This window comes from Rhizobium sp. P43, from assembly GCF_056730705.1.
The window spans coordinates 2,080,418-2,097,260 of sequence record NZ_CM161539.1 but is presented as its reverse complement, the minus strand read 5'-3'; the positions used below and the strand labels follow the sequence as shown (position 1 = coordinate 2,097,260).

Here is a 16,843-nt window from a genome sequence, read left to right as displayed (position 1 = left end):
CTCGATAAAAAAGGCGCAGGATCATGAGACCCTGCGCCTTTATTTTTGATGTCCCGGCCAAACACCTTTCGATACCCGACCGGGAGATCTTGACGTCGCTTACTTCGCGGCGAGGAAATCGCCGACTTCCAGAAGCACGAACTCGCTGTCGTCGGCCTTGTCGAGGGCGCGGCCGGCTGAAAACGGCAGGTTGTTGTCATTGCCGACGACGATATGGGTCGGATCGACCACATCGACATTCTCGATGGTGACGAACGGCATGTCATAGAAACCTTCGCCGCCGCCCTGGCGCTTCTTGTTGTCGGGGTCTTCGATCTTCATCAGATCGATATAGCCGATCTTGCGCACGGCCTTGCCGGCCATCTCGTCCGTCATCTCGATCTTGTAGATGCGCTTGTGCTTGGCCGGCACGGCAAAGCAGTCGGCAGCCGGGGCCTTCGGATCGGCGCAGGCCTTGTCCGCCACACCCGCACCATTGTCGCGCTCGATCACGAGAGCGGTGGTCTCGTCGATCATGTTGAAATCGCCGATCGCCTCCCCGCCTTCGGACAGAGGATAAAGCCAGGTCTTGCCGGTCCAGGTCTTGGAGGCGGCGTCAAGCTCGATGATGCGCAGGGCAGTGAGGCCATCCGCCTTTTCGACGGAACCGTCTTCGAGATAGAGCGGGCCTTCGAGCATGCCATAGAGCTTCGTACCGTCCTTCGACAGGGCAAGGCCTTCATAGCCGCCGGAGCGCTTGAGGTTGAAGACCGGCATCTTGGCGGCTGGATTGGCAGGCACGACGATGGTCGGATTGTCGGGCGACTTCACGTCGATCTCGCCGGCCTTCGTCGCGATGACATCAGTCAGCACGCCCTCGGTCGAGAACTTCAGGATGTAGGGACCGAGTTCTTCGCCGACCCAGAAACCATCCGCCACCGGCTGGATGGATTCGACGTCGAAGTCCGCACCCGTCAGATAGCGCTTGTCAGAGCCTTCCATGGCGATCGGGAAGGGGGCCTTCTTGTCGGGATCGGTGAGGAAGAGGGTCTTTTCGACCTTTACCGAACCGGCATCCCAGTCGAAGGTCAGATGATGCAGCATCAGCATGGCATCGGTGGAATTCGTCTTCGAGCCGAAGCCGTTGTCCGAGAGGCTCCAGAAGCTGCCGTCGGGCATGGCCTTGATGCCGGAGAAACCCTGCAGCGGCTGACCGTCGAAGGGCAGCGAAAGGCCGGTCAGGCGCACGCCGTCCTTGCCGGGCACGCTGCCGAGCGCGTCCGCACGCTTGCGGTCTGCGGTCGAGAACTTGCCGGAGGTCTTGAGATAGGCTGGCGCATCGGCAGGAGCGGCGATGATGGTGTTGGCCGGCAGAACGGCCTGATTCACCAGCTTGGCCGGAAAGGCCTTCTCCTCGGCCGAAGCCTGGGAGACGAAGAGGATGAAGAGAGCAGCAGACGTCAGAAGAGCTTTGGTCATGGCGTCACCTTGTTGGAAGGGAGGAAACGCCAGAGTGCTAGTGAGGCTTCATGTCGCACCGATTGCGATCAGGTGAAGTTTCGATGACGTCAGCGGTTACCCACAGGCGCCCCGAGCCATCCCGGCAGAACACCGCGATCTTCACCCGTCACGGCAGCCTCGACACAGGCTGCGAGACTGCCGAAACGCATGGTCCGCCCGGTGAGGCCCGGGCCGTAATGGGCATATTTGCCGGAATTGGTCATGATGACCTTGGCATCGACGGGAATGACAGGCTCTGTCACCATGCACCAGCAGGTGTCGTTGACGAGGGTGACACCGAAAGCGGTCAGCACGGCGACATCACCCGAGGCCTCCGCCTTGGCCATCTCCGCGCGCCCGCAGGTGACGACGAGCGGCACATGCGGAGCCCGTGTCTTGTTTCGACAGAGCGCCGCGAGTGCTGCCAGTTCTGTGGCAGAGAAATGCGGATTGCCGAGCGAGACCAGCTGTACCGGGCCGGCTTCAGCGCCGTTCAGTTCTTGCCAGGCCCGCAGCAGGTCCTGATGGGTGAGTGAGATGGTCGGCAGATCGAGGGCTTCAAAGGCCTTGGGGTCGAGGGCCTCCGGCGTGACACCAGCGATGTGGAACATCGGCGCGGCGGATGTAGTCGCAAACGCGGCCCCGAAGGCCTTCAGCGCATCCGTATCAGGGCGGTGCCTGGACACCCCCTCGACCAACGGAATGGCATCGGGCGAAACCGTCCCGATCAGATAGCCGATGAGCGGCCAGAGGCTGTCATCGACGCCCTCAAGCGGTGGCACGGTGACCCGGATCTGTGGCGCGCGCTCCTCCGGCAGATGGCAGCCGGCCTTGGGTGCCCGGCCCGTCAGCGCGATCGCGATGTCGAGATAGTCAGGATATTTCATTGTCCGGGCGCCAAGCACGCTGTTGGCATAGACGACGGCATTCGATTCCGCCCAGACGATCTGCTCGTCGCGCGCGGGCCGATCGTCGAGCAGGTAGGGCGCGCAGGTAAAGGTGGCTTGTGCCCCCATCGCCACATAGGCATCGGCCACGGCTGCTGCCGGACGCCCAAGCGCTTCCGGAACACCCTGCGCCTGCCAGCGCCGGTGATCGACCGAAATCGCATTCAGCGTCGTCGGCACCACGACGCGGCCGCCGAGATCGCGCAGCTTTTCGGCAAAGGCGAGGCCGCCAGGACCGGTATAGATGCAGCCGTCGATATGGGCGCGGGTGATGTCGATCAGCTCCGTCGCGCCCTCGAGCGCCGCCATCCGCAGCACGATCCGCATGGCAACGGCAGCCGCTTCGCCTCGCTCTCCTGCAAGAATGGCCTGGTCCCGATCCGTGAGCGCGATGTCCGAACCGATGCCGGCAACGGCATTGCTGATCCGGATACGCCTGGCTGTCTTCAATGCGGCAAACGTTTCCTTGCCGACCGCAACAACCGGAATGGACCGCCCGAAGACTTCCTCCGCGACAATGACGCCGAGCGTGATGATCGCTTCTGGATGTTCGAGCACGATCGCGGCGGGACCTTGTCCGTTGAGGATCAGTTCGAGGATCACGCCGCTGCCGGTGCAGGAGCCACGGCTGGTCGGCAGGACGAGCACGCGGCCCGTCAGCCGTTCGCCGCTCAACGGGTGATGCCGGTCGATGATCTCGCCGGTCACGGCGTCCGCACCGCCCCAGAAGCTGAGCGCCGTATCGGTGAACAACACCTCGCCCTCGGCGGAGCCTGAAACGAGCACGCGGCCGGTGATGTCGACGGTGTCATGGAGGCTGCTCATCATTCCGTCTCCGTCAGTGCCAGTACCGCAAAACTCGCCAGCCAATGTTCACCCATATAGTCGCCCGCCACATGCGCGATCCCGGCTTCGAGATGCCCATGCGCGGCCTCGATCATGACACGTCGACGCGGGTCCGTGTCCGGCAGAGTGCCCGCCAGAGATGCCCAGCACCAGGCGCGGCTGAGGCTCAAGCCATCGAGATGGGCGATCTTGCCGTCCGAGCGATCGGACACGGAGGCGGGTGCAAACAGCGTGCGCGGTTGCTTGACTGCGATATCAGGCAGGAAAGCATCGAACCAGCGGGCGAAATCGGCAGCCGGCAAAAGCCGGCGCAAACATTCCGCCTCGATCAGCGCTGGCGAGAGGAAGTCGTCGCCCGAGGGCTCGCCCCAGGCTGGGCAGGCGGTGTCAGAGCCGTACCAGCGTTGCGCCGTGGCGCGCAACAGATCGAAGAGGCTGTCGTCTCCGACGGTCTCGGCATAGTCGGCTGCGAGCCTCAGCGCAAAGGCGGTATTGTAATGCGTGCCAGTTCGCACCGGATAGGTGGCAAGCGGCAGGAAGTCCCGGAAGCGCTGGACAATCCGCTCCGTCAGCGGCAATAGCGCCTCGCCCCAGGTGGGGTCCTCGTGGCCCTGCAATTCGGTGGCAAGCTTCAGCAACCAGCCCCAGCCATAGGGACGCTCGTAACCGCGCGCCATCGGTCGGTCGAAATAGGCGCATTCGCCGGCGATCCTGTCGGGCACCAGCATCGTTGAGAAGAGATCGCGGATCGTCGGCCCCTCCGGCATCTCGGGATGGAGGCGCAACAGACGCGCCAGCATCCAGTAGCCATGCACGCAGGAATGCCAGTCGTAGCTGCCGTAGAAGACCGGATGAAGCTCGGATGGCGTCTTCGCGTCATCAGGCCCTTCGAGCCCATGCAGGATATGATTGGGATATTCGCGGGTGACATGCCCGAGCGCGATCATCGCAAGGCGGGAGGCAAGCTCGGATGTCAGCCGCGTGGTCATCCCTTATCTCCCAAGTCCAGCCTATCGCCCCAGTCGGCCCGGCGGATGTCCTTGAAGGCATCGCCATCGCGTTTGCTGAGTGTCAGCTCGGCAGCCGTGCCATCAGTGCGACAGAGCTTGACCCGCCCGACACCGCCATTGACACGCGGGGGAGACAGCACCCGGTCGCCGCTGATCGTGACAGGCTCGCGCGAAGCGGCGATGAAGATGTATTTCTCGTCCTCCCACGGCACCTCGGCACCCTTGGCCATTCGGTGCACCCGCGAGCGCGCCACACGCCTCGAGAAGTGGCACCAGTCCGGTGCCACGATCGGACAGTTTTCCGCATGCATGCAGGGCGCCACGAGATGGGCGCCGAGCGATCGCAGTCTGTCGCGAACGGCGAGAATGCGCTGCCAGCCGGCCGGTGTGCCCGGCTCGATCACGACGAGCATGCCCTTGGTCAGCGTCCAGAGTTTTTCCGTGACGGTTCCAATGGTTGCCGGCGGAAGCTCGTCCAGAACATAGGCAAGCGTCACGAGATCGGCAGGCCCCAGCGCCGGGATCTTGCCCGTCACGTCACCCGCCTGCCAATGGCTTTTCACGCTGCCGGAGGCGGCGAGTTTTTCGCCGACGCTGCGGATCGCGCCGCTCGCTTCGACCATCTCGGCGGCGCTGAGGCTGTCCCAGGTGTCGGCGGCTGCCCAGAGTGCGGTGCCGGGACCGCAGCCGAGATCGATCAGGGTCTCCGGCTGGAAATCCGGTGCCGCATCCTCCACCATCGCCAGGGCTGCACGAACGGCGGCAAAGGTGGCGGGCAGGCGGGTTGCCAGATAGGCCTTGGCAGCCAGTGCATCATCGATATGAAACCGCCCGTCGCGCACCTCGCGGCGATAGCGATCCGAGAGAATGGCGCTCGCCTTGGCGAGCTTTTCCAGCGGTTCGCCCGAGAGCATCTGGTCGACGGCAGAGCGGAGGGGGGCGGGAAGTTCCATGATGTGCCTCAGTCGCGCCGCGCCGCCCATTCGGGGCGGAGGATGGACATGAGAAAGAAATCCGAGCGGCTGCCATCCGGCAGCAGCGCCGCCTCGCGCAGCACGCCTTCCTGGATGAAGCCGACCTTGCGATAGACGGTCTGCGCTCTGAGATTGCCGCTTACCACATCGAGCCACAGGCGATGGGCATTGGTTTCGAGAAAGGCAAAGTCGACGGCACCGGCGAGCAGCGGTGTGCCCACGCCCTTTTCCGGGCTGGAGACCGCGATGCGCTTGACGCAGGCATTGCCGTCGCGCCGGTTGAGATCCATCAGGATGACGAAGCCGAGCGCGGAACCTTCGGCATTCTCGCCGATCAGATAGGCAAAAGCCGGGTTGGCCAGATGCGCCCGGTGTTCGTCGAGGCTGTAGCGGCCGACGAACTGGTCATAGCCCGGCTTGCGCTCGGTCTCCATGATGAACGGGATATCAGCCTCCGTTGCACGGCGCAGGGATAGCGCCGTCACGGATCAGAACTCCACCGCTTCGACGCGCTTGCCGACGAAACGCAGACCGACGCCGCCGGAAATCAGCTTCAGCGCGAGATCGCCGAACAGCTCCTTGCGCCAGCCCTGAAGGGCCGCGACATCAGCCTTTTCGCCTTCGGCGGCGATCTTTTCCAGATCGTCGCTGTTGGCGATGACCTTCGAGGCAACGCCATGCTTCTCAGAAGTGAGACGCAGCAGCACCTTCAAGAGTTCGACGGCCGATTGCGTGCCTTCGGGCGCATGGGTGTGGCGCTCCAGATGCGGCATCTCCGACTTCGGCAGCGCGAGTGCGGCATTCACCTGCTCAAGGATCGCCGTACCAGAGCTCGAGCGCTCCCAGCCCTTCGGAATGGTGCGGAGCCGCCCAAGCGCTTCCACATCCTTCGGCTGCTGCTGGGCGATTTCGTAGATCGCATCGTCCTTCAGGACGCGCGAACGCGGCACGTTGCGGGCACGCGCCTCGCGCTCGCGCCAGGCGGCGACATATTGCATGACGGCGAGTTCGGTTGGCTTGCGCAGCCGCATCTTCAGCCGCTGCCAGGCCTGTTCCGGCGGCAGGTCATAGGTCTCGCGGGATTCGAGGATCGCCATTTCCTCGGTCAGCCATTCCGCCCGGCCTTCCGCATCCAGCTGGCCCTTCAGCTTGAGATAGACATCGCGCAGATGGGTGACATCGGCCAGCGCATAATCGAGCTGCTTGTCCGACAGGGGGCGGCGGCTCCAGTCGGTGAAGCGCGAGGTCTTGTCGATATGGACGTTCTTCACCTTCTGCACGAGCTGGTCATAGGAGACGCTGTCGCCGAAGCCGCAGACCATTGCCGCAACCTGCGTGTCGAAGATCGGATGCGGGATGAGATCGCCGAGATGGAAGATGATTTCGATGTCCTGGCGGGCCGCATGGAAGACCTTCGTGACGGCCGGATTTGCCATCAGCTCGAAGAAGGGCTTGAGGTCGATACCCTTGGCCATCGGGTCAACGATGTATTCATGCTCCGGGCTCGCCATCTGGATCAGGCAGAGTTCCGGCCAGAAGGTCGTTTCGCGGAGAAATTCCGTGTCGATCGTGATGAAATCGGATTGGGCGAGGAGGCGGCAGGCCTCTTCGAGCGCGGCAGTGGTATCGATCATTTCGGCTCGGTCATGGAAACTACAGGATCAACCTTAGTTTCCCTTCTGGACCCCGATGTCAATATGAACGGCCCGGAAAGCAGGGCCGCGAGGCCATTGGAAGGCCCGAAGCGCCTTATTCGTCAGCCTCTCCGGTCTTCAAGGCGGCGATGTTCTGGCTGTGGACGGCCTCATAGGGCGCGAAATAGGTGAGCGTTCCCGCAGCCAGTTCCGGTCCGATGAAGCTTTCAAGGCTCTCGGTCTCGAGCTTCCGGATCGTCGAGGCGGGCAAGCAGCCGCGTCAGATAATCGCGCGTGGCGGTCACCAGCGATGGCGGATAGCCGCCCGCAGCGATGACCGTCTCGTCACCGTGATTGGGCAGGATCCTGACGAAATCGAGCGTCGCCAGTCGGTCGAGTTCGGCAATGTGCCGCGTCGTGTTTCCCGGCTCCGAGATGTAAGTGACGCTGTCCTCCAGTGTATCGCCGGCCAGCAGAACGCCGAGATGCGGCAGCAGCAGAACGGTGCCATCGGCGCTGTGAATGTCGAACTGGATCAGCCTGACGGTGATGTCGCCGACTTGAAGCTCCGTCTCGCCCTCGAATGTCTCTGTCGGCATGACGACCGGATTGATCGGCGGATCCTTCTCGGCCAGCACCTTGCGCTTCTCGATCAGCGTGTCGCGCGTCAGCCTGTTCGACAGGATCGGACAGTCGATGAAGCCGGCATTGCCCGCCACATGATCGGTATGCCAGTGGCTGAGCACAACCCGGATTTTTTTGACACCAAGACCGGAGAGGTGGCTGCGGATGGCGCGGGCATGGCCGAAGGAGATGTGCGTGTCGTAGACGAGCGCGTCTGTTCCCGAAACGACCGCATAGCTTGCAACGCCGAGACTGTAGGCGCCGTCATCAAGCCAGTTCGGCCTGTCCGCATGCAGCCTTTTGCCTTCGATACGCCCGTCGTAATAGGCGAACAGCCCCGGATAGGGCTCGTGGATGCGCATCGTCTCGGAAAGGTTCATGCTCAGGTCACCCGGAAATAGCCGGTCATGCCGGTCTTCTGGTGTTCGATGATGTGGCAGTGGAACACCCAATCACCCGGATTGTCGGCCACCAGCGCAAGCTGGACCTTTTCATCCGGCAGCACAAGATAGGTGTCCGAGACCAGCGGCTGAACCTCGCGTTTGTTCGAGCTGATGGCCTTGAAGTTCATCCCGTGCAGATGGATGGGATGGGCGTGTGGCGTGACGTTCTCGACATTGAGCAGATAGGTCTGGCCCAGTTTCAGCTCCGCAATCGGCGCGGTCGGATCGGGTGTGTCGCCCGGATAAGGCACCTTGTTGATCGCCCAAAAGGAATAGCCGAGCGTCCCGCAGATCGACTCGCGCGCCGCCGTTTCGGCGGTAGCGCTGAGCACGAGCGGAATCTCGGTCGCGTTGGAGAGATCCGCATCGACGCCGGCGTTTTCGGCAAGCGGGCCGAGATCGCCGAGATTGCGTTTCAGCGAGGAGCCGACGGCGCGGAGCCGCGCGACCACCTTCGGCGTCGATGGACGGATATCCTCCAGCACCATCTCCACGCCCTCGCTGTCGGCGACGCGTATAGCGAGATCCAGCCGCTGGCCGGGCGAGACGACGGCCATGTCGAGCGGCATCCGCTCCGGCACCGGATGCCCATCGATCGCGATGATCTGCGCCTCGGCGCCAGCGAGCTTGAGATTGTAGATGCGCGTCACGTCGGCGGCGAGGATGCGGACGCGGACGAGTCCACCGGCCGGAACGTCATAGACCGGCTCGGGCTGCCAGTTGGCAGTACGCAGCGTCCCGAACGTGCCGGTCTTCGCCGCATCGCGCGGCTTGAACTGCTCGATGAACTGGCTGTCGCCGCCCAGGCGGAAGTCTCTGAGGTTCAGCACCACCTCGCCATCGAAGACCGGGTCCCTGTCGTCTTCCACCACCAGTACTCCGGCAAGCCCGCGGCCCATCTGCGTCAGCGTGTTGCAATGCGGATGATACCAGTAGGTGCCGGCATCGGGTGGCGAGAAGCCGTAGTCGAAGCGGTCGCCGGTATAGACGTAGGGCTGGGTGACGAAGGGCACACCGTCCTGGTCGTTCGGCAACCGGATGCCGTGCCAGTGGATGGTGGTCGGTTCGTCGAGCCGGTTGATGAGCCGCGCCTTGAAGGCTTCGCCCCGTTTGGCCCGCAGGATCGGCGGGGAGGGGTCTGTAGAGGTCTGCCCCGCCAGCGCATAGCGCATGACCCCACGTGTCGCCTGCTTGCCGTCGAGCAAGACATCGCCGGTCAGTGCCTCAATCTCGATCGGGTCTGTCGCCGCGAGTGCCTGGCTCAGGCGCGGCATGACGGCAAGACCCGCGCCATAGGCGCCGAGCACGGCGGCGGATTTGAGAAGGGTGCGGCGGGAAACAAAGGTCACGGTCGGAACTTTCGATGGATGTCCCGTTTGTAAAGTTGAGACGGCTGATCAGCAATAGCGTCGGTCGGCCATGCTGTCGCAGGCCTGACGATGGTCATCTCAGCCGCCATCCTTTTCGTTCGGCGGTGTCGCAAGCTTGCTGAAGTAGGTCGAGGTGCGCAGCAGGCTGCGGAAGCGCATACGCCGTTTCTCGGTCGGCACCGCATCGCGGGCCCGGATGCGGGCGAGCGTATAGGCAACGAAGAAGGCCAGGACCACGATCGTATAGGCAAACAGCGCATGCGGCCCGAAGGCATCCATCAGAAAGGAGGCAATCAGCGGCCCGACGACCGCGCCGATCGACCAGAAGAACAGCGTGCCCGCCGAGACCAGCGCATGCTGACCGGGGGCTGCATGGTCATTGGCATGGGCCGAACACAGCGAATAGAGCGGCAGGGCAAAGGCGCCGAAGGCGAAGATGCCGATGAAATTGGCAAGCTCCCCATCACCCGCCAGGAAGGCGAGGTAGACCGAGGCGATGAGTGCCCCGATTGTCGAGACAAGGATGATGACGCGGCGGTCCAGCTTGTCCGAATAGTGCCCGAGCGGATATTGCAGCACGATCCCGGCAAAGATACCGATGCTCATGAAACTGGCGATTGACGTCACCGACAGGCCGATGCCATCGGCATAGATCGGCCCGAGCGAGCGGAAACTGGAATTGGTCAGCCCGATGACGATGCAGCCGACGGTCGCGAGCGGCGAGACCGACCAGAGAACCTTGATATCGAATTTCACATCCTGCGGCGGCTCGGGGCTCGATTTGTCGGCAAAGGAGATCGGCACCAGCGACAGAGAGAGCGCCATGGCGATGATGGCGAAGAGATCGAAGCCGGAGACGCCGAAGAGCGGGATCATGTATTGCGCCGCCGTCACCGAGCCGAGATCGACGAAACGATAGACGGAAAGCGTGCGCGCCCGCGTGGCGTTCGTGACGCGGGCGTTCAGCCAGCTTTCGACGACGGCAAACAGGCCGGCAAAGCAGATGCCCTGCACAAGGCGCATCAGGAACCAGGAGATCGGGTCGATCACCAGCACCATCATGATCGAGGCGGCAGACGCGATGGCGGCAAGCGCCGAGAAGGCGCGGATATGCCCGATCGCCCGCATGATCTTGGTGATGTAGACGCAGCCGAGCACGAAGCCGATGAAATAACCCGTGCCGACCATGCCGATGACGGAGGTGCTGAAGCCTTCCTCAATGCCGCGCAGCGCGATGAAGGTGCCCTGCAAGCCGTTGCCGCCGATCAGGATGCCGGCGGTGATCAGAAGCGGGATGAGGGGGCGGATATCATGCATGAGGGGCCTGCGGGCCACGGCGGAGCGTTTGATCAGTGAGTCGATGCCGGGCAGGTCCGCATTCCTAGACCTCTTTGACGGATGGCGACAGACCAAAATCGCGGTCTTCTCGCCATCCGCCCGGATTTGACCGTCAGAGGAAGGGCCGCCCCTGGACGGCCTGTACGAAGGTGCCGATGACCACGGCGATGGAGATGACGGCGCCAAGCGCAATGCCGGGTCTGGCGAAACGGAGTGCGAAGCGGTCGAGGCCAAGACCCAGGATCGGCAGGGCCTGCATGATATGGGTGGCGAAGAAATGCGGCACGCGTAGATCGCCGCCTGTGCGCGACCAACCGAACAGCGGCAACCCGCCAATGTCAGTCTTGATGCCGCCGACCCAATGGCCGGGACCGTCGATCTGGCCACCGCCGAGCGCAAAGGCGGTCATCAGCGTGGCCACGCTGCCAAGGATCAATCCCCAGCCAGCGCCGAGGCGCAGGCCGGCCGGTGCATCGGGGCGTGGACGCAGCAGGATGTAAACGCCGATGACCAGGCTTGAGAAAACGAGCAATGCGGCGCCTGCACCCATCACGCTATAGGCCATCGCCTCGAAGGGCGTGCTGTCGTTGAAATGCGAAGCCCGCCCGCGCGCCGCCTGCAGCGTGATGTAGAGAATTTCGCCGCTTGCCGTAATCACCGCCATGAGGCTAGCGAGCCAGACGCCGCGTCCCGCTCGCGTTCTCTGCTCGATGAGCGGCAGCAGCAAAAGCAGCGTGACCAGCATCAGGGCGAGCGAGGCCTGGAATTTCAGCGGCTTCACCCAGACGCTGATGCCGTTGATGAGCCGGTCGTCGAGGCCAAGCGCAATCAGGCTCGGAAAGGCCAGCGCCACCGACAATCCGATGCCGACGATAAGCACCCGGCGTGTTTTGAGTTCGGCAGCGGCGAGATCCGGCGACGGGGCGAGCACTGTGCTGTCGTTGAAGAGCATGGTCATCGGTCAGGCCTTTCGGGGCTCAAGCGCGGCTTCCGTCGCGCGGGTGAGATAAAACAGCAGGAGGCCGAGCGGCCCGAACATGAAGGTCGCGACCAGCATCGGCGCCTGCAGCAGGCGATTGTAGCCGCGTTTGTCGGCCTCAATGGCAATCCAGGTGCCGATGAAGAGATCGAAGGCGAGGTAATGCACCCAGCCGGCGACAAGCACCGGATCGCTCATGAAGAGGGCCCGCACCTCGGCAATCGAGCCAAACCCGCCGCCCTCGACGCGGAAGAAGTAGACGAGGATCAGGACCGCATAGGTGAGCGACAGCGCCCCGATCAGACCGAAGCGGATGAAGGCGATCAAGGATCCCCAGCGGGGTGCCAGAATGAGCAGCAGCCAGCCGGCCATGGCGGTGCTGCTGGCGAGCGAAAACACGGTATCGGCATTCATCATGTGCTCCATCTTGACGGTGACAAGATAAGCATGGGCCAAAACTTGGCAATGTCAAGATTGATTTTGACGGCGGGTTCCAGAGGGATTATGAAGGGTCATGGCAAGACAGAAATCCTATCACCATGGCGACCTGCGCCAGGCCCTGATCGACAACGGCCTTGATATGCTGGAGGAGCATGGGCTTGAAGGCCTGACGCTGCGCAAGCTCGCCGCCCGCGTCGGCGTCTCCCATGCCGCCCCCGAACATCATTTCCCGACCTTGAGGCACCTTCTGACCGCCTTTGCCGCCGAGGGTTTCCGGCTGTTCGCCGCCTCGATGCGCTCCGCCATGGCGCAAGCCCCCGGCGATCCGGCAGACCAGCTGCGCGCCGCCTCGCGCGGCTACCTCGCCTTTGCCAGCACCCGCCCGCATCTCTTCCGTCTGATGTTCACAGCCAACCGTCTCGACTGGGAAGACCCGGCGCTCGGCCCCCCGTCAGACGCGGCCCACGCTGTGCTCGCGGAGGTCTCGGCTCCGGTGGCCAAACGCCTGAACCGCGACACCCCGGAGGGCAGGGCCGCCGTCGAACAACTCGTCTGGTCGCAGATCCATGGCCACGCGCATCTGATGATCGATGGCAAGCTGCAGCGGGAGGATGGCACGGGTTGCGAGCCGTTCGCGGCGCCGCTGGATCTGGCGAGTGTGTTGTTGCCGGACTGAGGGGGCGATGGCGCCAACGGGAGACATTGTGGCTGCCGCGAAACTCCTAGCATTCGCAACAGACATTGCCGTCAGTCGGCAAGGCCGATCATCACCGAAAGCATGGTGTTGAGAGCCAGCATATCTGCAGGGGAAAGATGACCGATTACCGGGCCGCATTTGGCGCGCGGATAGGCCATGATCTTATCCACCATGATCTGTGAAACCACCTGGAGACCGTTCTCCGCCGTTGGCTCGACAGTCAGCCGATAAAGCGGGGCATCAGCCATCGTGCTGGTGAGCAAAACGACCAGCACGCTGTCTGCCGCATTGAGAATATCAGATTGAATGACGATCGCCGGGCGGGGTTTTCCATAATCGCCCTGTGCCGAAACCGTGACGAGATCGCCTCTTTTCACGGCTCCGACCATTCAGTCGCCGCCGCGATGAAATCCAGCGCTTCGACTTCCTCGGGACGGCCGCGCAAGATGAGACCCTGCCGCTTGGCTTCGGCGGCAAATTCGGGCCTGTGAGGATCCGGCACCCAAATGCGCAGTTGCTTCATGCCCCGGTGCTGCTGCTGTTGCCGGTAGCGTTGAAACTTGCTCAGGCCGTCATCGGCGCTCTTCGGTCTCGGCATAGCCGTCTCCATGAGGTTGCGCGCTACCCTAACACATGGGTTGCGCGCGGCCTAATGTTTTTGGCTCTCGTGACGAACAGCGCGAATGTCGGGATTTTTCGCGATCATGTCGTCGACGGTCCATGACCGCTATGGGCCGGTGGCGAAACGCCTGAAGTGCGACACGCCGGAGGGCAGGGCCGCCGTCGAACAGCTCGTCTGGTCCCAGATCCACGGCCATGCGCATCTGATGATCGACGGCAAGCTGCAACGGGAGGATGGCACGGGTTGTGAACCCTTCGCGCCGCCGCTGGATCTGGCGAGTGTGTTGTTGCCGGAGTGAGGGACGGGAGTTTTGCGCTTTTAGTTGGGCCGATCGAGACTATCCAGTATTCTGAGAAAGTTGCCATCCGCCCAGATTGGCGGGCCAACTGCCTCGTGAACATCAGATATTCGAGTTTCAATATTGCCCTCCGGCCTTGAGGCTTGTTTCCTAAGTCGACCAGCAAAGTAGGGGGAATGATGGCGTACTCGACAGAGGAGGTGGCGGGCTTCCACAAGAGCCTCGAAGAATGGACCGCTCGTGTAGGCCAACTGAGTGAGAGTCTCATAATGAGGGAATTGGCCTGCTGCCGGTTTCATGGACACCGAGTTAAGGTGTTCCTCCTGAAACCGGAGAGCATGAATGCAAAGACGAATATTCAGCCGCGAGTATAAGCTCGAAGCGGTAAAGCTGGTCAAGGAGCGTGGGGTCGCTGTTGCCCAGGCGGCCCGTGACCTTGATGTCCACGAGAATGTGTTGCGCAAATGGGTTCGCGAATACGGCGACGATCCCAGCCAGTCCTTTCCTGGAAAAGGCCAGATGAAACCGGAGCAGCTTGAGATCGAGCGTCTCCGTCGCGAAGTCGCCAAGCTGAAGGCGGAGCGCGATATCCTAAAAAAGGCCGCAGCCTACTTTGCCAGGGACGCGATATGAAGTTCGCGTTCATTGCAAAGCACCGTTCGATCTGGCCGGTGGCATGGCTCTGCGAAGCGCTGGGGGTTTCTCGTTCAGGTTTCCATGCCTGGCTCAATCGTTCTCCGAGCGAACACGCCCGCTATGATGAGGTTCTGCTGGACAAGATCACGCAGAGCTTCAAGTCCAGCGACCGCACTTATGGTGCTCGCCGCGTATGGCGCGACGTGCTGGAAGAAGGGTTATCCTGCGGCCTCCATCGTATCGAGCGGCTGATGCGCTTGAATGCGCTCAGGGCCAGGCCGAGACGGCGTGGCTTGCCGAAAGATGCCGGTGACCGTGCCGTCATCATGCCGAACGTGCTGGACCGTCAGTTCATGGCAGAGCGACCGAACCAGAAATGGGTGGCCGACTTCACCTATATCTGGACAGCAGAAAGCTGGCTGTATGTCGCGGCCGTCATTGACCTGTTCTCACGCCGTGTCGTCGGCTGGTCGATGAATGCCAACATGACGGCCCAACTCGTCACAGATGCGCTGATCATGGCAATCTGGCGTCGAGGAAAACCAGACGCGCTACTGCATCATTCCGATCAGGGAAGCCAATATACGAGCGAGCAGTTCCAGCGTCTCATGAGCGACCACAGCATCACCTGCTCCATGAGCCGTTCTGGAAATGTCTGGGACAACGCTGCAATGGAAAGCTTCTTCTCATCACTGAAAACGGAGAGAACAGCACGGAGGGTTTATCGCACGAGGAATGATGCAAGAGCGGATGTGTTCGATTACATCGAGCGCTTCTACAATCTGAAGCGCCGCCACTCGACACTGGGCTATCTCAGCCCCAATGACTTTGAAACAAAGGTGGGATTAGCTTAACTCGGTGTCCGAAAAACCGGCAGCAGGCCAAATACAGGCGCGAACGCTCAAGAGCGCTTGCCGCTCAAGGTGCCGCGCGTCGTCTACGCACATTAATTCGCTGTATCGAGCAGGTTTATACTCTTGTGCCGCCAGACGCTGCGTCACCCTCGCGAGGTAACATTGATGACGCGGCTGTGTGGCTCCAGGCATTTATGATCAATACATACGGAGTTATAGATAATTACGCCATGCTTTGGGTCTGGGAGGCCGATATTCAACACAATGGCAAGCCGATCAGGCCGATGCATATTGGATTGAGGCCTGACAACACGATCGTCAGAGAAAGCCTTTCAAAAGAAACGCAGGCATATCTGGCTAATACCGATGGCTGGTTCGGCTATCTTGAGAATTACCGCCACGCCTTGGCACACCGAGTGCCGCTGTACATACCCCCCAAAAGCATGGATGACGAAGCAGTCAAACAATGGAGGCGTTTGGAGGCAGAGTGTCTGAATGCACTGAAAGCCCGTGACCGAAATCTGTATAGGCAGCTCCATGAACAACAATCACAGCTTGGGGCATTTCAACCTTGGATGATGCACTCATTTGGACCGCATGAGAACGATGGCACGCCAGTCCGTTTCCACCCCCAGATGATCTGTGATCTGGCCACGGTCGTAGAAATTGGAGAAATAATGCTGCAGGAGTTCGACACTCTGCGGTAGCCTCTGAGGAGATGTCATGAACCCCGTCGACTTAGAGCGGACCTCTACATGGCCTGCTGAGATCACCGACTTCCTGGCAGAACACTCTGCAGAATTACGTCGAGAGCGCATGGCAGAGAAGAAATACTCGCTTTCGTCTAGCACTTATCGGATCATGAATGACCCGCCACCGATGCCGATTTGGTTGCAAGCTAAGGCTCTGATTGAGAAGATTATGGCGCGTCGCGATCTTTTAGCCTTTCATGCAACGCGGCTTATCGCTTTCGACCACGTCAGAAACGATGGGCTCTTGAAGCTCGACCTAGTTCAGCACGTCAGCCGCCTCAAGGTTCACCTTGAGAGCATTGGAGCGCTAGAGGAGTTGGCTGAGGTTGATGATGCGGTGCATAAGATGCTCACTGCGGAAAAGTGGTTCGTCAATCGCGAGGGTGCTGTATGGGCAACGCCTCTTCGAAAGCAGTTACATGATGGGGGATGTGACGTTTTCTATGAGACATACGGCGGTGAGGCTCTAGAGCGGATCGCTGGATACGCCGGCGGTAAGCTGTTTGGAAGACTGAAACAGATGGGGACTCCGGCAGTTGTAATGTTTCGATACCCAGCCTACTGCGATGGCTGGTGCATTTTCACTGCTGGGCGATTGCCGCAGACCATGATCGAACTCTTCCTTCACAGCCAGGGGAACTGGGAGGCGATGGATCATGGTTGGGACATAATGATCAAGCGGGATGTACCAGCCGCGAATATTCTTGCTGTCCTAAAGCTCGATGACCCTCAAGTCGCCGCTTAACCGACCGTGACGTCTAACCCTGTCAGCTTAGCGAGTCGGTCAACTTCGAACCAAGTTCGCGCCAAATCCAGCCACAACTCCTCCAGCCTTGACAAATCAGCCACACCATGCGCTTTTCCGCCCGATTTTCTATCGGTCGCGCGCCTTATCTGTT

Annotated in this window: 19 protein-coding genes; 5 read left to right on the top strand and 14 right to left on the bottom strand. The window is 61.5% G+C overall.

Annotated features, from left to right (window positions below):
* Window positions 1-99: 99 nt before the first annotated feature.
* The 12 genes from AC1PUL_RS10415 to AC1PUL_RS10360 form a co-directional block, all read right to left on the bottom strand.
* Complete coding sequence (locus tag AC1PUL_RS10415; RefSeq protein WP_480468284.1) at window positions 100-1,458, bottom strand: esterase-like activity of phytase family protein; 1,359 nt, start codon at window positions 1,456-1,458, stop codon at window positions 100-102.
* Between the two features lie 89 nt (window positions 1,459-1,547).
* On the bottom strand, window positions 1,548-3,251 hold the full coding sequence (gene lhpI / locus AC1PUL_RS10410) for a cis-3-hydroxy-L-proline dehydratase (RefSeq protein WP_480468282.1): 1,704 nt from the start codon (window positions 3,249-3,251) through the stop codon (window positions 1,548-1,550).
* The gene (locus tag AC1PUL_RS10405; RefSeq protein WP_480468280.1) at window positions 3,251-4,261 is read right to left on the bottom strand and encodes a DUF2891 domain-containing protein; all 1,011 of its coding nucleotides are present in this window, start codon (window positions 4,259-4,261) and stop codon (window positions 3,251-3,253) included. The genes lhpI and AC1PUL_RS10405 overlap by 1 nt, the downstream gene beginning before the upstream one ends.
* The gene (locus AC1PUL_RS10400) at window positions 4,258-5,235 is read right to left on the bottom strand and encodes a small ribosomal subunit Rsm22 family protein (protein ID WP_480468278.1); all 978 of its coding nucleotides are present in this window, start codon (window positions 5,233-5,235) and stop codon (window positions 4,258-4,260) included. Before AC1PUL_RS10400 ends, AC1PUL_RS10405 begins: the two co-directional genes overlap by 4 nt.
* Window positions 5,236-5,243: 8 nt before the next feature.
* Complete coding sequence (locus AC1PUL_RS10395; protein WP_480468276.1) at window positions 5,244-5,741, bottom strand: GNAT family N-acetyltransferase; 498 nt, start codon at window positions 5,739-5,741, stop codon at window positions 5,244-5,246.
* A gap of 3 nt (window positions 5,742-5,744) precedes the next feature.
* Entirely contained in the window at window positions 5,745-6,890 is a 1,146-nt protein-coding gene (rnd, locus tag AC1PUL_RS10390) for a ribonuclease D (protein ID WP_480468274.1), read from the bottom strand.
* A 115-nt stretch (window positions 6,891-7,005) separates the two neighbouring features.
* Complete coding sequence (locus tag AC1PUL_RS10385) at window positions 7,006-7,161, bottom strand: hypothetical protein (protein WP_480468272.1); 156 nt, start codon at window positions 7,159-7,161, stop codon at window positions 7,006-7,008.
* Window positions 7,118-7,894: an MBL fold metallo-hydrolase gene (locus AC1PUL_RS10380; protein ID WP_480468270.1), complete on the bottom strand. Its 777-nt coding sequence runs from the start codon at window positions 7,892-7,894 to the stop codon at window positions 7,118-7,120. The genes AC1PUL_RS10385 and AC1PUL_RS10380 overlap by 44 nt, the downstream gene beginning before the upstream one ends.
* A gap of 2 nt (window positions 7,895-7,896) precedes the next feature.
* On the bottom strand, window positions 7,897-9,306 hold the full coding sequence (locus tag AC1PUL_RS10375; protein ID WP_480468268.1) for a multicopper oxidase family protein: 1,410 nt from the start codon (window positions 9,304-9,306) through the stop codon (window positions 7,897-7,899).
* Between the two features lie 99 nt (window positions 9,307-9,405).
* The gene (locus tag AC1PUL_RS10370; RefSeq protein ID WP_480468266.1) at window positions 9,406-10,644 is read right to left on the bottom strand and encodes an MFS transporter; all 1,239 of its coding nucleotides are present in this window, start codon (window positions 10,642-10,644) and stop codon (window positions 9,406-9,408) included.
* 133 nt (window positions 10,645-10,777) lie between these two features.
* Window positions 10,778-11,623 (bottom strand): hypothetical protein, encoded by an 846-nt coding sequence (locus AC1PUL_RS10365; RefSeq protein WP_480468264.1) that lies wholly within the window; start codon window positions 11,621-11,623, stop codon window positions 10,778-10,780.
* A 3-nt stretch (window positions 11,624-11,626) separates the two neighbouring features.
* On the bottom strand, window positions 11,627-12,061 hold the full coding sequence (locus AC1PUL_RS10360; protein ID WP_480468262.1) for an ABA4-like family protein: 435 nt from the start codon (window positions 12,059-12,061) through the stop codon (window positions 11,627-11,629).
* Between the two features lie 97 nt (window positions 12,062-12,158).
* Between AC1PUL_RS10360 and AC1PUL_RS10355 the strand changes: the two genes are divergently transcribed.
* Entirely contained in the window at window positions 12,159-12,761 is a 603-nt protein-coding gene (locus AC1PUL_RS10355; RefSeq protein WP_480468260.1) for a TetR/AcrR family transcriptional regulator, read from the top strand.
* A 71-nt stretch (window positions 12,762-12,832) separates the two neighbouring features.
* On the opposite strand, the gene AC1PUL_RS10350 is transcribed toward AC1PUL_RS10355, so the two are convergent.
* Both AC1PUL_RS10350 and AC1PUL_RS10345 read right to left on the bottom strand, forming a co-directional pair.
* Window positions 12,833-13,159, bottom strand: coding sequence for a type II toxin-antitoxin system PemK/MazF family toxin (locus AC1PUL_RS10350; RefSeq protein WP_480468258.1), 327 nt, complete (start codon window positions 13,157-13,159; stop codon window positions 12,833-12,835).
* Window positions 13,156-13,380: an antitoxin MazE-like protein gene (locus AC1PUL_RS10345; RefSeq protein ID WP_480468256.1), complete on the bottom strand. Its 225-nt coding sequence runs from the start codon at window positions 13,378-13,380 to the stop codon at window positions 13,156-13,158. The genes AC1PUL_RS10350 and AC1PUL_RS10345 overlap by 4 nt, the downstream gene beginning before the upstream one ends.
* A gap of 85 nt (window positions 13,381-13,465) precedes the next feature.
* Between AC1PUL_RS10345 and AC1PUL_RS10340 the strand changes: the two genes are divergently transcribed.
* From AC1PUL_RS10340 to AC1PUL_RS10325, 4 genes are all read left to right on the top strand, one after another.
* The gene (locus AC1PUL_RS10340) at window positions 13,466-13,702 is read left to right on the top strand and encodes a hypothetical protein (RefSeq protein WP_480468254.1); all 237 of its coding nucleotides are present in this window, start codon (window positions 13,466-13,468) and stop codon (window positions 13,700-13,702) included.
* 342 nt (window positions 13,703-14,044) lie between these two features.
* Window positions 14,045-15,192, top strand: a protein-coding gene (locus tag AC1PUL_RS10335) for an IS3 family transposase (RefSeq protein ID WP_480468252.1) whose coding sequence is annotated in 2 segments (ribosomal slippage) — window positions 14,045-14,294 and window positions 14,294-15,192 — 1,149 coding nt in all. Because the reading frame shifts where the segments join, the coding sequence is not laid out codon by codon here.
* Window positions 15,193-15,386: 194 nt separating this feature from the next.
* Window positions 15,387-15,899, top strand: a complete 513-nt coding sequence (locus tag AC1PUL_RS10330) for a hypothetical protein (protein ID WP_480468250.1) — start codon at window positions 15,387-15,389, stop codon at window positions 15,897-15,899.
* A gap of 16 nt (window positions 15,900-15,915) precedes the next feature.
* On the top strand, window positions 15,916-16,689 hold the full coding sequence (locus AC1PUL_RS10325; RefSeq protein WP_480468248.1) for a hypothetical protein: 774 nt from the start codon (window positions 15,916-15,918) through the stop codon (window positions 16,687-16,689).
* Window positions 16,690-16,843: the final 154 nt, after the last annotated feature.

Excerpts from the sequence above, each read along its gene's own strand:
- AC1PUL_RS10415 (WP_480468284.1), bottom strand. The coding sequence starts at position 1,458 with ATGACCAAAGCTCTTCTGACGTCTGCTGCTCTCTTCATCCTCTTCGTC.
- lhpI (WP_480468282.1), bottom strand. The coding sequence starts at position 3,251 with ATGAGCAGCCTCCATGACACCGTCGACATCACCGGCCGCGTGCTCGTT.
- AC1PUL_RS10405 (WP_480468280.1), bottom strand. The coding sequence starts at position 4,261 with ATGACCACGCGGCTGACATCCGAGCTTGCCTCCCGCCTTGCGATGATC.
- AC1PUL_RS10400 (WP_480468278.1), bottom strand. The coding sequence starts at position 5,235 with ATGGAACTTCCCGCCCCCCTCCGCTCTGCCGTCGACCAGATGCTCTCG.
- rnd (WP_480468274.1), bottom strand. The coding sequence starts at position 6,890 with ATGATCGATACCACTGCCGCGCTCGAAGAGGCCTGCCGCCTCCTCGCC.
- AC1PUL_RS10380 (WP_480468270.1), bottom strand. The coding sequence starts at position 7,894 with ATGAACCTTTCCGAGACGATGCGCATCCACGAGCCCTATCCGGGGCTG.
- AC1PUL_RS10370 (WP_480468266.1), bottom strand. The coding sequence starts at position 10,644 with ATGCATGATATCCGCCCCCTCATCCCGCTTCTGATCACCGCCGGCATC.
- AC1PUL_RS10365 (WP_480468264.1), bottom strand. The coding sequence starts at position 11,623 with ATGACCATGCTCTTCAACGACAGCACAGTGCTCGCCCCGTCGCCGGAT.
- AC1PUL_RS10360 (WP_480468262.1), bottom strand. The coding sequence starts at position 12,061 with ATGATGAATGCCGATACCGTGTTTTCGCTCGCCAGCAGCACCGCCATG.
- AC1PUL_RS10355 (WP_480468260.1), top strand. The coding sequence starts at position 12,159 with ATGGCAAGACAGAAATCCTATCACCATGGCGACCTGCGCCAGGCCCTG.
- AC1PUL_RS10345 (WP_480468256.1), bottom strand. The coding sequence starts at position 13,380 with ATGCCGAGACCGAAGAGCGCCGATGACGGCCTGAGCAAGTTTCAACGC.
- AC1PUL_RS10340 (WP_480468254.1), top strand. The coding sequence starts at position 13,466 with ATGTCGGGATTTTTCGCGATCATGTCGTCGACGGTCCATGACCGCTAT.
- AC1PUL_RS10330 (WP_480468250.1), top strand. The coding sequence starts at position 15,387 with ATGATCAATACATACGGAGTTATAGATAATTACGCCATGCTTTGGGTC.
- AC1PUL_RS10325 (WP_480468248.1), top strand. The coding sequence starts at position 15,916 with ATGAACCCCGTCGACTTAGAGCGGACCTCTACATGGCCTGCTGAGATC.